General features: G+C 64.6%; 13 protein-coding genes and 1 tRNA gene. 9 read left to right on the top strand and 5 right to left on the bottom strand.

The features are described 5' to 3' along the window. Positions 1 to 125 precede the first annotated feature (125 nt). The 5 genes from ACIQ3Q_RS12475 to ACIQ3Q_RS12455 are packed head-to-tail and all read left to right on the top strand — an operon-like array spanning position 126 to position 4,612. A complete protein-coding gene (locus ACIQ3Q_RS12475) occupies positions 126 to 1,079 on the top strand; it encodes an RluA family pseudouridine synthase (RefSeq protein ID WP_396269404.1) in 954 nt (317 codons plus the stop codon). Positions 1,080 to 1,099: 20 nt separating this feature from the next. Continuing rightward, positions 1,100 to 1,777 (top strand): HAD family hydrolase, encoded by a 678-nt coding sequence (locus ACIQ3Q_RS12470; protein ID WP_396269403.1) that lies wholly within the window; start codon positions 1,100 to 1,102, stop codon positions 1,775 to 1,777. After that, positions 1,770 to 2,153, top strand: a complete 384-nt coding sequence (locus tag ACIQ3Q_RS12465; RefSeq protein ID WP_396269402.1) for a Rieske (2Fe-2S) protein — start codon at positions 1,770 to 1,772, stop codon at positions 2,151 to 2,153. Before ACIQ3Q_RS12470 ends, ACIQ3Q_RS12465 begins: the two co-directional genes overlap by 8 nt. Positions 2,154 to 2,191: 38 nt before the next feature. Further along, the gene (locus ACIQ3Q_RS12460; RefSeq protein WP_396269401.1) at positions 2,192 to 3,268 is read left to right on the top strand and encodes a S49 family peptidase; all 1,077 of its coding nucleotides are present in this window, start codon (positions 2,192 to 2,194) and stop codon (positions 3,266 to 3,268) included. A 30-nt stretch (positions 3,269 to 3,298) separates the two neighbouring features. After that, the gene (locus tag ACIQ3Q_RS12455; RefSeq protein WP_396269400.1) at positions 3,299 to 4,612 is read left to right on the top strand and encodes a hypothetical protein; all 1,314 of its coding nucleotides are present in this window, start codon (positions 3,299 to 3,301) and stop codon (positions 4,610 to 4,612) included. Between the two features lies 1 nt (position 4,613). Here ACIQ3Q_RS12455 and ACIQ3Q_RS12450 read toward each other — a convergent pair whose 3' ends face one another. Then, positions 4,614 to 5,978, bottom strand: a complete 1,365-nt coding sequence (locus tag ACIQ3Q_RS12450) for a TrpB-like pyridoxal phosphate-dependent enzyme (RefSeq protein WP_396269399.1) — start codon at positions 5,976 to 5,978, stop codon at positions 4,614 to 4,616. A 178-nt stretch (positions 5,979 to 6,156) separates the two neighbouring features. Between ACIQ3Q_RS12450 and ACIQ3Q_RS12445 the strand changes: the two genes are divergently transcribed. Then, positions 6,157 to 7,773 carry a DUF4139 domain-containing protein gene (locus ACIQ3Q_RS12445; protein WP_396269398.1) on the top strand — a complete coding sequence of 539 codons (1,617 nt, stop codon included), beginning with the start codon at positions 6,157 to 6,159 and terminating at the stop codon, positions 7,771 to 7,773. 25 nt (positions 7,774 to 7,798) lie between these two features. Here the strand turns inward: ACIQ3Q_RS12445 and ACIQ3Q_RS12440 are convergent, their stop codons facing one another. Next, positions 7,799 to 8,056, bottom strand: a complete 258-nt coding sequence (locus ACIQ3Q_RS12440) for a VF530 family DNA-binding protein (protein ID WP_396269397.1) — start codon at positions 8,054 to 8,056, stop codon at positions 7,799 to 7,801. Next, positions 8,053 to 8,805 (bottom strand): urease accessory protein UreE, encoded by a 753-nt coding sequence (locus tag ACIQ3Q_RS12435; protein WP_396269396.1) that lies wholly within the window; start codon positions 8,803 to 8,805, stop codon positions 8,053 to 8,055. Before ACIQ3Q_RS12435 ends, ACIQ3Q_RS12440 begins: the two co-directional genes overlap by 4 nt. Before the next feature lie 172 nt (positions 8,806 to 8,977). Between ACIQ3Q_RS12435 and ACIQ3Q_RS12430 the strand changes: the two genes are divergently transcribed. Then, positions 8,978 to 9,052, top strand: a tRNA-Arg gene (locus ACIQ3Q_RS12430). A gap of 14 nt (positions 9,053 to 9,066) precedes the next feature. Here ACIQ3Q_RS12430 and ACIQ3Q_RS12425 read toward each other — a convergent pair. Continuing rightward, a complete protein-coding gene (locus tag ACIQ3Q_RS12425; RefSeq protein ID WP_396269446.1) occupies positions 9,067 to 10,692 on the bottom strand; it encodes an ABC transporter permease in 1,626 nt (541 codons plus the stop codon). 70 nt (positions 10,693 to 10,762) lie between these two features. On the opposite strand from ACIQ3Q_RS12425, the gene ACIQ3Q_RS12420 reads away from it, so the two are divergent. Together ACIQ3Q_RS12420 and ACIQ3Q_RS12415 are read left to right on the top strand one after the other, a co-directional pair. Further along, positions 10,763 to 11,833 carry an ABC transporter ATP-binding protein gene (locus ACIQ3Q_RS12420; protein ID WP_396269395.1) on the top strand — a complete coding sequence of 357 codons (1,071 nt, stop codon included), beginning with the start codon at positions 10,763 to 10,765 and terminating at the stop codon, positions 11,831 to 11,833. Between the two features lie 357 nt (positions 11,834 to 12,190). Then, positions 12,191 to 12,676, top strand: a complete 486-nt coding sequence (locus tag ACIQ3Q_RS12415) for a hypothetical protein (RefSeq protein ID WP_396269394.1) — start codon at positions 12,191 to 12,193, stop codon at positions 12,674 to 12,676. 49 nt (positions 12,677 to 12,725) lie between these two features. Here ACIQ3Q_RS12415 and ACIQ3Q_RS12410 read toward each other — a convergent pair. After that, a partial coding sequence (locus ACIQ3Q_RS12410; protein ID WP_396269393.1) for a hypothetical protein occupies positions 12,726 to 12,922 on the bottom strand: 197 nt, incomplete at its 5' end.

Raw genomic sequence — 12,922 nt, 5'->3', positions numbered from 1 at the left:
CGCAGCCCATTATAAATGCGAAATCCCGGCGTCCTGCCGTCGATAACAAGGGCGCCAAATCAAGGGCAATCCCTAGGCCCAAACCTGTCGCTGCTCAGGCAACGCCTGCAGCGGTACAAGTGCGCATGGTCACCATTGATGAAGGCAGCGCCGGGCAGCGGCTGGACAATTTTTTGCTGCGCGAGCTCAAAGGCGTGCCCAAAACCCATGTCTATCGCATCATCCGCGCCGGTGAGGTGCGGGTGAACAAGGGCCGCGCCCAGGCCGACACCCGGCTGGCGCTGGACGATGTGGTGCGCGTGCCGCCGGTCCGCGTCTCGGCCACCGCACCGGGGGGCGAGGCAGCGGCGCCCCCGGCCCCGGCGCGCCAGTTCCCCATTCTTTATGAAGACGACCACCTGCTGGTGATCGATAAGCCTTCGGGCGTGGCCGTGCACGGCGGCAGCGGAGTCAGCTTTGGGGTGATCGAGCAATTGCGCAGCGCCCGCCCTGACGCCAAGTTCTTGGAACTGGTGCACCGGCTGGACCGCGAAACCTCGGGCCTGCTGCTGGTGGCCAAAAAGCGCAGCGCGTTGACGAACCTGCAAGACCAGTTCCGCCAGCGCGAAACGGGCAAGACCTATGCCGCCTTGGTGGTGGGCACCTGGCCGGCCAAGCTCAAGGTCATCGATGTGCCGCTGCACAAATTCTTGACGCCCGAAGGTGAGCGCCGCGTGCGTGCCACCACGCCAGACGATGAAAACGGCCAGCGCTCTGTTTCGCTGGTGCGTGTGGCGCGGGCTTTTGAGGGCTACACCTTGCTGGACGTGACCATCAAAACCGGCCGCACTCACCAGATCCGCGTGCACCTGGCCCACAGCGGCCATGTCATCGTGGGTGACGACAAATACGGCGACTTCTTGCTGAACAAGGCCCTGGCGCGTGGCGATGGCCTCGCGGGCTTGCGCTTTGAGCGCATGTTCCTGCATGCCCGCCGCCTGGCCTTTGACCACCCCGCCAGCGGGGAGCGCATTGAGCTGGAGGCCCCGCTGCCGCCCGAATGCGCGACACTGCTGGGCCGGCTGTCTGACCCCCATTGAAACCCTTTGCTGCTCTCTGCATGCCCGACCGCACGACACCCCCTGCATTACGCTATGACCTGATCGCCTTTGATTGGGATGGCACGCTGTTCGACTCCACCGCGCTGATCGTGCTGGCTATTCAGGGGGCCTGTGCCGACCTGGGCGTGGCTGTGCCCAGCGACGAGCAGGCCGCTTACGTCATTGGCCTGGGCCTGCAAGACGCACTGCGCCATGCGGCACCGGGTTTGGCACCCGAGCGCTACCCCGAGCTGGGCCAGCGCTACCGCCATCACTACATGGCGCGCCAGCATGAGATCACCCTTTTCAAGGGCACGCTGGAGATGCTGCATGCGCTCAAGGCGCGCGGCCACATCCTGACCGTGGCCACCGGCAAAAGCCGTCGTGGCCTGGACGAAGCCTTGGCCCACACCGAGCTGCACGGTTTGTTTGACGACAGCCGCACCGCAGATGAGACCTTCTCCAAGCCGCACCCGCGCATGCTGCATGAACTGATGGAAGCCCACGGCCTGCCGGCCCACCGGGTGCTGATGATCGGCGACACCACCCATGACCTGCAAATGGCGGTCAATGCGGGCGTCGCCTCGGTCGGTGTGAGCTATGGTGCGCACGACCCGGCAGAGTTTGCGCCCCTGAACCCGCTGTTTGTGGCGCACTCCACGGCTGAACTCAGCCAATGGCTGCTGAGCCATGCTTGAGCCCAAAGTCTCCGAGCCCCAGGCCTTGTGCGCCAGCGATGAGCTGCTGGAACGCGGTGACGCCGTGGTCTTTGACGTGATGCTGTGGCGCGAGCCCGCCCGCGCCTTTGCCCTGCGCTTTGACGGCAAAGTGGTGTGCTACCTCAACCGCTGCGCCCATGTGCCCACTGAAATGGACTGGCAGCCCGGCAAGTTCTTGGACGAGGACAAGCGCTGGATCATCTGCTCCATCCACGGCGCGGTGTATGAGCCCTCCAATGGCCGCTGCGCAGGCGGGCCCTGCCGGGGCGATGGCCTGCAGGTGGTCGACGTGTATGAGCAAAACGGCCAGGTGTTCTGGATTCCCAACCCCGACGTGCAACCCGTCGTTTTTTGAGCGCCCAAGGCCTGATCCTTGCGCATTGGTGGTGACACATGCAATCTCATGATCCTTCCGCGTCACCGCAGGCCGAGCCTGCGCCCGGCCCGGTAGAGCAGGCCAGCCCGACAGCGCCCCTGGTGGCAGCTGCCGCCGGGGCGGCTCCGGCCCCCAGCCCCGCCAGCCCCACGCCCGAGGCCCAGCGCTTGGCGGGCCTGGAGGGCATGGTGCGCGAGTTGGGGGTTGAGCTTCTGGCCGAGCGTCGCCGCGAGCGGCGCTGGCGCTATGGCTGGCGCTTTGCACTGCTGGGGCTGGTGCTCGCCAGTTTCTGGGTCCTAAACAGCCCAGGCTGGGTGCATGGCACCGCGCCCAGCACCCCGCACACTGCCCTGGTGGAAGTACGCGGCGAGATCGCGGCCGACAGCGAGGCCAGTGCCGATTTGTTGGTGGGGGCTTTGCGACAGGCCTTTCAAGACGAAGGCGCCCAAGCCGTGGTCTTGCGCATCAACTCGCCCGGCGGCAGCCCGGTGCAAGCGGGCATCGTCTATGACGAGATTCGCCGCCTTAAAGCCCTGCATAACAAGAAAGTTTTCGCAGTTGTCGAGGAAATCTGCGCTTCTGGGGCTTATTACATCGCCGCAAGTGCCGATGAGATCTACGTGGATAAGGCCAGCATCGTCGGCTCCATTGGGGTGCTGATGGACGGCTTTGTTTTCTCTGGCTTGATGAACAAGCTGGGGGTCGAGCGCAGGCTGCTGACGGCCGGTGAGAACAAGGGCATGTTGGACCCGTTCTCGCCGCCCAACGCCAAGCAAGACGCTTATGCCAAAGCCATGTTGGATCAAATCCATCGCCAGTTCATTGCCGTGGTCAAAGAAGGCCGAGGCGAGCGGCTCAAAGAGCAGCCCGACACCTTCTCCGGCCTGTTTTGGAATGGCGAAGAGGCGGTCAAGCTGGGCTTGGCTGACCATTTCGGCAACCTCGACTTCGTCGCACGCGAGGTCGTGAAAGCGGAGGATGTGATTGACTACACGCCCCAAGACAACGTCGCTGAACGACTGGCCAAGCGCTTTGGCGCAGCCGTGGGTCAGGGCGCGGTCAAGGCCATGCGTCAACTCTCTCCCATCCATTGATGAGCGGCGCGCCGCTCAAAGGCGCGCCCCATGAGTGAAGCCCACGCCGATGCGCCGGAGCTGACCGAGCGAATCGACCCTCCCAGCGCGGCAGCGCACACTGCGGCACCTGCTGACGCCGCACCGGCCGCACACGCCAGCGCAGTCATTCAAGACGAAGGCTTCTTTGCCGTGCATGCACCCGGTGCTGCGGCCGGCACCAGCCCCCAAGCCCTTGTTCAAGCCGTGGTGGATTGGCACAACCGCCACCCCTTGGCCGCCCGCATCACTGCGGCCGACGTGGGCGGCTTGGGCTTTGTACAGCTCCCCTTTGAAGCGCCCTTGATGGTGCGGGCAGAAGAGCCGACCGGCTGGAAGCGCTGGTTCAGTCGTGGCCCGACCGGCCCCAAGCCGGCATTTTTTGATGAACAACTGATCGACGGCTTGGCGCACACGCGCATTGTGAAGTTCGCGCAGCGCCACGGCGCCCTGCAGCGCACGGGCGATAGCAGTTGGCCCACCCGTGTGCTGCTGACCCGCGCGGGTGCCGCGAGCCCGCAGCCGCTGTATCTGCTGACCGCTGCCTTCAAGACGCCCAAGGGCGAGGTGCGCCGCGTGTTGGTGGCGCCGGGCAGCTTGAAGCAGGCCATGGGTCGGCGGCAGTTCAGCTTGAAGCGCATCGGCATCCTGGCTGGTGGTGTGAGCTTGGCGGTGGCACTGACCTTTGGCGGCATCGCTGCCTACAAGGCCTTGACCGCACCGGCGGCCCACCCGCCGGCCAAAGCCAAGGCGGGTGCCGCATCAGCCGCTTCTGCAGCGGCCCATGGCGACGACCACGCGGCTCAGGGCGACAGCCATGCCAAGCCCGCTGCCGCTGCAGAGGCCGGCCATGCGGCCTCTGGCGCCGCGCCGGGTGCGCATGCCGACGCCGCGTCGGCAGCAGTAGGCCACGACGCTGAACACAAGGCCGAGGCTGGGCAAGGTGAGGCCACCGCCAAAGCCGCAGACGCTGGCCATGCGGCTGAGGCCACACCCGCCAAAGCCGCTGCCGCCGACACCAGCCCCGCCGCTGCAGAGCCCAAAACCGCAGCCGCTGCGCCCAAAGACGCCAAGCCCGACCCGGTTGCCGGCTCTATTCATGCCCTGGTGACCGTGCCCACTTGGCGCCGGGCGGAGATTGAGGCCACCCAGCGCGAGCTGGCCAAGATCCTGGGTCGCCACCTCAACGGCATGCGCGCGGAGATCCTGCGCCTGCCCGAGGGCGAAGTGCTGGCGCTGATGCCCCTGCCCAACCAAACGGCGGCCGAAGAGCTGGCCGCCCGCTTGGCCAAATATGACATTCTGATGGCGCCCGTCAGCTTCTGAATCAGGCCGGCACCGAAGGCAGGCCTGACAGCGCCATGGCCAGCTCGGCCTCGTCGTAGTTCAGGTCTTGCAGCTTGCCCGCAAAGTAGTCGGTGTAGGCCTGCATGTCGAAGTGGCCGTGGCCGCAGAGGTTGAACAAGATCACCTCGCTCTTGCCCTCGCGCTTGCAGCGCAGCGCTTCTTCAATCGCGCCCTTCACCGCATGGTTGGCCTCGGGCGCGGGCACGATGCCCTCTGCCCGCGCAAAGGTCACACCGGCCTCAAAACATGCCGTCTGGTGATAGGCCGTGGCCTCGATCAAGCCCAGCTCCTTCAGGTGCGACACCATGGGCGCCATGCCGTGGTAGCGCAAGCCCCCGGCATGGAAGCCCGGCGGCGTGAAGGTGGAGCCCAGCGTGTGCATCTTGGTCAGCGGCGTCAGGTGGGCCGTGTCGCCAAAGTCGTAGGCATATTTGCCGCGCGTCAGCGACGGGCAGGCCGCAGGCTCCACCGCCACCACGCGGCGCTTGCGCCCACCGCGCAACTGCAGGCCCAAGAAGGGGAAGGCAATGCCCGCAAAGTTGGAGCCGCCACCCGTGCAGCCCACGATCACATCCGGGTCGTCCCCGGCCATAGCCAACTGCGCAATCGCCTCTTGGCCGATGATGGTCTGGTGCAGCAGCACATGGTTGAGCACCGAGCCCAAGGCGTACTTGGTGTCGTCGCGTTGCGCGGCCAGCTCCACCGCTTCAGAGATGGCAATGCCCAGGCTGCCGGGGTGGTTGGGGTTCTGCGCCAAGATGGCTCTGCCAGACTGAGTCAGCTCGGACGGCGAGGCCACGCACTGCGCGCCATAGGTTTCCATCACGGCGCGGCGGTAAGGCTTTTGGTTGTAAGACACCCGCACCTGAAACACCTGCACCTCAATGCCGAACAGCGAGCCCGCAAAGGCGAGGGATGTGCCCCACTGGCCCGCACCGGTTTCGGTGGTCAGCTTCCGGATGCCCGCCTCGCGGTTGTAAAACGCCTGCGGAATGGCGGTGTTGGGCTTGTGCGAGCCGGCGGGGCTCACCCCCTCATATTTGTAATAGATGCGGGCTGGTGTGCCCAGCGCTTTCTCTAGGCGGCGGGCGCGGAACAGTGGCGAGGGCCGCCACTGCCGAAACACCTCTTGCACCGGCTCAGGGATCTCGATGTAGCGCTCGGTCGACACCTCTTGCGCAATCAGCGACATCGGGAACAGCGGTGCCAAGTCATCCGGCCCCACCGGCTGCAGGGTGCCGGGGTGCAGCACGGCGGGCAGCGGCACGGGTAGGTCGGCTGCTAGGTTGTACCAATCCTTGGGCATTTGCTCTTCGCTGAGCAGGTATTTGATGGTGTCGGCCACGGTGCTCTCCTGAGGATGAAAAAGGGCAGGCACAGTGCCAGCCTCCGTCTGATCCTAGTCGTTAAGCTTGAGTTTGCGCCCTGGGGGAGACACGGGCTGTGACGCCTAGCGTGTCACTTTACGGAACAGACACCCAGCAGCGTCACAATCGTCGGCATAGATCAACTCAGTGGGGAGCATGCGTATGTCAAAGGGTTTGGTCAGGCCTTGGGCCTTCAGTGTGTGGAGTGTGCTGGCGCTCGCGCCCCTGGCGCAGGCGGCCGAAGTGGCCTCGCGGATTCACAGCGTCACGGTCTACCCTGGCGTGGCGGTGGTCGAGCGGGTCGCGCGGGTGCCCGCAGGTGCCAAAGAAGTGGTGCTGGGCTGCCTGAGCACGCAGTTCGACATGGCGGCGCTGCGAGTGGAGGCCACGCCGGGCATCCGGGTGGGGGCGGTCAGCGCCCTGAGCCTGCCTCGCGACGAAGCCACGGCCTGCCAAAACGGCCCGCTGGAGGCCCGCATCACCGCCTTGGAAGAGCGCATTCAGGCCCTACAGAACGAGCAAGCCTCGCATGAGTTGGTGCTCAATGTGCTGAAGAGCCTGGGCCAGGCCGAGGGCGCCAAGCCTGCTTTGAGCGGGCCGCTCGGCCCCACCCTGGCCCAGGTGCAGCGCAGCGGCCTAGAGGCCGGGCAGCAACAGCAGCGCTTGCAGCGCGAGCGAGAAAAGCTGGAGCTGGAACTCAAGCCCCTCAAGGCCCAGCGTGCGCGCCAGCAGCCTCCGGGTGATGTCCGCCAGTTGACGGTGCAAGTGGCGGCCGGGCAAGAGGGCGAGTTGCGCTTGAGCTACCAGGTGCCCGGTGCCACGTGGGCGCCGGCCTACCGCGCCACCCTGGACCTGGCGGCAGCGCAAGTGGATGTGGAGCGCATGGCCCATGTCAGCCAGCGCAGTGGCGAAGACTGGGTGGGGGTGAGCATGCGCTTGTCCACCGGCTCGCCCCAAGCTGCAACGCAAGGGCCGCTGCCTCGGCCTTGGCAGATTTCACCTCGGCCGCCCGTGGTGGCGGAACGAGCCAGCGCCTATGGCATGCCTTCTCCGGCACCCGCGCCGGTGGCTCCCAAAGCAGCGCCGCTCAGCAACTTCGGCCGTGTGGCCGACGCTGAAGCCGACATGAGCTTTGCCGTGCAAGTCAGCCAAAGCGAGTTCGCGACCGAGTTTGCAGTGCCCGGCAAGGTGGACGTGGCCAGCGGCAAGCAGCGGGTTTCCTTCAGCCTAGAGACGGCCCGCTGGCCCGCCACGGTCTTGGTGCAAGCCGTGCCCGTCCAAGAAGCCAGCGCGTGGTTGCTGGCTGAGGTGGCACGCCCGGCCGGTGTGTGGCCCGACGGGCCGATGAGCTTGATGCGCGGCACCCAAGCCGTGGGCCAAAGCGTGTGGCGCATGGGCAATGCCGAGCGCCTGAGCTTGCCCTTTGGCCGCGATGAGCTGGTCAGCGTGCGCTCTTTGCCGCCTGATGAGCGAACCTCCACTACGGGCTTCATCAGCAGCCGCCAAGTGCGCCGTGAGGCACGCCATTACGAGGTTGAGAGCCGCCGCAAGACGCCCATCGCTCTGCGGGTGATCGAGGCCTTCCCCGTCAGCACCGACGAGCAGATCACTGTGCAAACCAAGTTTGAACCTGCGGTGGACACGCAGCTTTGGCAGTCCCAGCCCGGCATGGCGCAGTGGCAAACCACGCTCAAGCCGGGTGAGGTGCAGCGCTTCAAGGCTGAATACCTGATCAGCCTGCCCAAAGACTTGCAGGTGCAAGAGCGGCGCTGAGCCGCGAGGGGCGTTGCGCTGCGCTTCAGCCCTTGGGCTGTTGGCGCTTCAGGTCGCGCAGCATGAAGAGGTAGAGCCCCTCGACCTTCTCGCGCGCCCAAGGTGTTTTGCGCAAGAACTTCAAGCTAGAGGCCACGCTGGGTTCGCTTTGAAAGCAGCGGATCGGAATGCGCTGGCCCAGCTCCGCCCAGCCGTAATGCCCGGCCAGGGCGGTGACGATGGCCTCCAGCGTCAGCCCATGCAAGGGGTTGCGCGGCTGCTCGGGGGTGGGGGCGTCGCTCATTCGTGCTTGTGGCCGTGGCCGTGCTCATGCCCATGGTCGTGGCCGCAACCCGGCCCATGCACATGCGGCGCAGGCGCTGCGGCGGCGGCTGCAGGCCGCTGGCGCACAAACTGCACCGGCACCGCTGCCGCCGCAGGGGCGTGCGCGTGGTCGTCGTGGCTGTGGTCATGCCCGCAGCCGGGGCCGTGCACATGGCCGTGGTCGTGATGATCGTGGGCCTGGTGTGAGTGGCCATGGTGCTCATGCCCACAGCCCGGACCATGCACATGTCCGTGATCATGGCCATGCTCATGCCCGCAAGCGGCCGGGGTCACATCGGGTGCAAAACCTTGCGTCACCTCAGCGATAACCATGTCCCAATGGCCCAAGGTGTGGCCCAGGGGGGCATCGGGCTGTACGAGCAAGTGGTCGGCTTCCATGGCCACCGCCACACCCTGCTGGCCCAGGCGATAAGCCGTGCGCAGCAGGTCGGCCGGGCTGCCATGCTCCGGGCATGGGCTGACGCGCCACAGCAGCTCGGATGCGGCCTGCACCACCGCCAGCGAGCCGTCTTCGGCCAGCAGCGCATCACCCACCGTCAGCGTGCTGCCCTCGGGCAAGGCCAGCGTCAAGGTGCGGCCGTTGGCATCAGTGACCTGGGCAGGCAGGTGCTGGCGCTGGGCCCAGCTCAAGGCCAGTGCCGGCGCGCGGCGCAACAACACAGCGGCCAAGCCTTGGCCTTGGGGAATGAATTTACGGACGGTGGTCATGGCACAAAAGCTCCTGCATGCTGGCGTTCAGGCTTGCTGGCTCTCTGACAGCGAGCGGCAAAGTCCTCAATGGTACGTTGGGCGCGGGCCGAGCAAGCCCTGTGTGGCCATGCTCGCGCTGAAACTGCCCTTTGCTCATGCCAAAATGCGCCGCTTGGCTTCGCCCAAGGATGCCGCCGTAGTTCAATGGATAGAACGGGGACCTCCTAAGTCTCAGATGCAGGTTCGATTCCTGCCGGGGGCACCACAGTGCTGGCTCCATCAAGCCTTGCGCAGGGCTCTAGAGAGCATCAGCACCGGAATCAGCCCCACCGCCACGATGGCCAAGGAGGGCAGGGCGGCTTCGGCCAGGCGCTCGTCGCGGGCGAATTGATAGGCCACCACGGCCAGGGTGTCGCTGCCAAAGGGGCGCAGCACCAGGGTGGCGGGCAACTCCTTCATCGCGTCCACAAACACCAGCAGCGCGGCGGCCAGGCCCGAGCGGGCCAGCAGCGGCAGGTGCACCTCCATGAAGGTGCGCTGGGCATTGGCGCCCAGCAGCAAGGCAGATTCGTCCATGGACGGCGGCAGCTTGGCATAGCCCGCCTGCACCGACTGCAAAGCCACGGCCGAGAAGCGCACCAGATAGGCGTACATCAGGCCAAACACCGTGCCGGTGACCAGCACCGGCACGCCCCATTGCGGCGCCCATTGCTGCAGCAGGCCGGTGATCATCAAAATCCCCACGGCCACCACCGCGCCCGGGATGGCATAGCCCAAAGACACCAAGCGGGCCGCACCGCGCAACAGGGGGGCGCGCTGGGCGGCATGGCGGCGCAGGGTGAAGGCCAGGGCCAAGGCAAACACCACGGCCAGCACGGCAGCGCCCCCGGCCAGGCGGAAGCTGGCCCAGGCCCACTCGCCAAAGCGGGCCAGGTAGTCGGGCACAAAGACGGGCGTCTCGCTGGATTGGGCCTCTAGCCACAGCAGGCGCAGCAGCCACAGCACAGGCGCCACAAAACCCAAGAACACCGGCAGGCCGCACACGCCCCAAGCGCCCAGTTTGCCCAGCAGGCTCAAGGGAGTGGGCTGGGCTGTCAGACCGCCGGGCACACCGGCGCGGGTGCTGGCAAAGCGGATGCGGGATTGCGCGCGCTGCTCCAGCACCAAGAGCACGCCCACCACGATGAGCAGCAGGCTGGCCAACTGCGCCGCGGCAATGCGGTCGTCCATCACCAGCCAGGCGCGGTAGATGCCGGTGGTGAAGGTGGACAGGCCAAAGTAAGAGCCTACGCCGTAGTCGGCCAGGGTCTCCATCAGCGCCAGGGCCACGCCGGCGGCCAGGGCCGGGCGGGCCATGGGCAGGGCCACTTCCAGCACGCGGCGGCGCAGCGGCGCACCCAGCAGCCGCGCGGCTTCCATCACCGGGCCGGCGTGGTCGGCCAGCGCCGTGCGGGTGAGCAGGTAGACATAGGGGTAGAGGCTGATGATGAACAGCAGGGTGGCGCCACCCAGGCTGCGCACATCGGGCCACAGCGCACCCTTGGCGCCCAAGGCGCTGCGCAGGCCCGATTGAATGGGGCCAGAGAACTGCAGGGCGTCGGTGTAGGCATAGGCCAGCACATAGGCGGGCAGGGCCAGGGGCAGCAGCAGCGCCCATTCAAAAAAGCGCCGACCGGGAAACTCAAACAGCGTGACGGCCGCCGCACTGGCGCCACCCAAAAGTGCCACGCCCAGGCCCACGCCCACCACCAATTGCAGCGTTTGAAGGGTGTAGGCGGGCAGCACGGTGTCCCACTGGTGGGCCAAGAGGCTGAAGGCTTGGGCGTCCATCAGGCCCCAGGCGCCCAGCACGCCCAGCACGGGCAGGGCCAGCAAGCCGGTGATGAGCAAGAGCAGCAGCCTCATCATCACGCGCGGCCCCTCTTGCCGCAGATACGAATAATCCTCATTTCCATTGGGTCGCTATCATAGGCCGATGTTTTTGCAATTGGATCGAGTCAGCATCCGCTACGGGCTGGGCAAGAGTGCCAAATTGGCAGTCGACGGCGTTTCCTTGGGCCTGGGTGTGGGGCAAATAGGGGTGTTGATCGGCCCCTCTGGGTGTGGCAAAACCTCGCTGTTGCGCGCGGTGGCCGGGCTGGAGCCCATCAGCGCCGGGCAGGTGCGCATGGAGCGCAATGTGCTGAGTGACGGGGCGGCAGGCCACCATGTGGCGCCCGAGGACCGGGGCATTGGCATGGTGTTTCAAGACTATGCGCTGTTCCCCCACATGACCGTGGCCGAGAACATTGCCTTCGGCATCAAGCACCTGCCCCGCGCCGAGCGGGCGGCCCGAGTGGCCGAGATGCTGGACTTGGTAGGCCTGGCCCACAACGCCAAGCGCGCGCCGCACCAGCTTTCAGGCGGCCAGCAGCAGCGCATTGCCTTGGCCCGCGCCCTGGCCCGCCAGCCCAAACTGCTGCTCTTGGACGAGCCTTTCTCTAGCCTGGACGTCGACCTGCGCGAGCGCCTGGCCCACGATGTGCGCGCCATCTTGAAGCAGATTGGCGCCACCGCCTTGTTCGTCACCCACGACCAATTGGAAGCCTTCGCCATTGGCGACGCCATCGGCGTGATGCACCAAGGCCGCCTAGAGCAATGGGGCGACGCTTACGCGCTCTACCACCGCCCCGCCAGCCGCTTTGTGGCCCAGTTCATCGGCCACGGTGTCTTCACCCCGGCTTTGATCACCGGCACGCCCCCGCATGTGGAAACCCCGCTGGGCCCGCTGACCGACGCTGATGAATGCCCCCTGCCCAGCGCCTACCCCGGCGGCCAGTGCGACGTGCTGCTGCGCGCCGACGACATCATTCACGACGACGCCTCGACCGTGAAGGCCCAGATCGAACGCAAAGCCTTCCGGGGCTCTGAGTTCCTCTACACCCTGCGCTTGGCCAGCGGCGAGCAAGTGCTGGCCCATGTGCCCTCCCACCACGACCACCAAGTCGGCGAGTGGATAGGCATCCGGCCGCAGGTGGACCATGTGGTGACCTTCGAGCGGCAGTAGTGAAGTCAACCTTGCGCGTTCGCACTACCTTGCGAAGCGGCACGGCACCAGCGGGAAGCTGAGCCATATGCTCAATGAGGCCGCGCAGATGAACAGGTATAGAGAAATGTCAGTGCCGCAAAGCCAGAATTCAGAGAAATCACATTGCCTGCGCTGTATTGGTTTGGATACGACTGACCTCAGTGGCCGGAAAGTCTTACAGGACGATCTATCGGATCAAGCATGACATGCTTTCGAGATACCTTCGTCAAGAACTTCGCAGTCCTTCCGCTAGCATGGCTTTGCGTAAGTCCTACATTACAAGCTCTTGCTCAATTTGATAATAATCAATGTGGCGACTGAATCATGAGGGAAAAGATGTCATTTTTTGTACTTGCGGCACTCATTTTGAGTGCGCTTCAGTATGTATACTATTTGCATGTGAGGGAGCGATATTTTAATCTCGCCCCCGAAACACTTGTAATCTCTGGAGTTTTTGTTCGAACTGGTGGGCCAGGAGTCGGGTACAGAACTTTCGTGAATGATCAGCCATTGACATGTAGCGTAAGTGGGGCATTTGCAGTATTGGGAATGTCGGGTAGCAAGTTAAATTGCTCACAAATAGGGGATGAATATAATGGAAAATCAGTTTCGATTAGTTATCTGAAGACGCCCCAGTGGTGCGCAAATGATGGTATAGGGCGGACGGTTCTGGGAATTGATGCTGAAGGGCGCAATATTTACCGCAGATCGGTTGCGGAAGCAAGAGATATCTGGGAAATGCTGAGTGTTGCTCATATTATTTTAAATACCCTCGCTATCTCATTCTGTATCACTAGTATTCAGTTTTCATTGAAGGATTAATCATGGTAGCCTTTAGATGATGCAGGCAGGGTACTGGTTGAAAGTGAGTTTAAAAGCGTTCCATATTCATGGAGGATTTGGGCGAGATCAAACAAGTGACCAAACTGTCGGTTTGGATTAATTGCTGAAATTGAATTTCAGTACCCAAAGTGTCACGTCTCATGTGATCATTGGCCGATTCGAAGCTGGCCGCTACTTCAGGCCAGAGCTGTCCTGAGCGAGTTGCTGGCTTCGATCCCAGAGAGT

Origin of the sequence: Ideonella sp. (assembly GCF_044358605.1) — a bacterium.
Classification (GTDB): domain Bacteria; phylum Pseudomonadota; class Gammaproteobacteria; order Burkholderiales; family Burkholderiaceae_C; genus Ideonella.
The sequence above is the reverse complement of the archived record's forward strand: the minus strand, read 5'-3'. Positions and strand labels throughout refer to the sequence as shown.

Bases quoted from the DNA above. Each gene is read 5' to 3' on its own strand.
- ACIQ3Q_RS12475 (WP_396269404.1), top strand. From the start codon at position 126: ATGGTCACCATTGATGAAGGCAGCGCCGGGCAGCGGCTGGACAATTTT.
- ACIQ3Q_RS12470 (WP_396269403.1), top strand. From the start codon at position 1,100: ATGCCCGACCGCACGACACCCCCTGCATTACGCTATGACCTGATCGCC.
- ACIQ3Q_RS12465 (WP_396269402.1), top strand. From the start codon at position 1,770: ATGCTTGAGCCCAAAGTCTCCGAGCCCCAGGCCTTGTGCGCCAGCGAT.
- ACIQ3Q_RS12460 (WP_396269401.1), top strand. From the start codon at position 2,192: ATGCAATCTCATGATCCTTCCGCGTCACCGCAGGCCGAGCCTGCGCCC.
- ACIQ3Q_RS12455 (WP_396269400.1), top strand. From the start codon at position 3,299: ATGAGTGAAGCCCACGCCGATGCGCCGGAGCTGACCGAGCGAATCGAC.
- ACIQ3Q_RS12445 (WP_396269398.1), top strand. From the start codon at position 6,157: ATGCGTATGTCAAAGGGTTTGGTCAGGCCTTGGGCCTTCAGTGTGTGG.
- ACIQ3Q_RS12440 (WP_396269397.1), bottom strand. From the start codon at position 8,056: ATGAGCGACGCCCCCACCCCCGAGCAGCCGCGCAACCCCTTGCATGGG.
- ACIQ3Q_RS12435 (WP_396269396.1), bottom strand. From the start codon at position 8,805: ATGACCACCGTCCGTAAATTCATTCCCCAAGGCCAAGGCTTGGCCGCT.
- ACIQ3Q_RS12425 (WP_396269446.1), bottom strand. From the start codon at position 10,692: ATGAGGCTGCTGCTCTTGCTCATCACCGGCTTGCTGGCCCTGCCCGTG.
- ACIQ3Q_RS12420 (WP_396269395.1), top strand. From the start codon at position 10,763: ATGTTTTTGCAATTGGATCGAGTCAGCATCCGCTACGGGCTGGGCAAG.
- ACIQ3Q_RS12415 (WP_396269394.1), top strand. From the start codon at position 12,191: ATGTCATTTTTTGTACTTGCGGCACTCATTTTGAGTGCGCTTCAGTAT.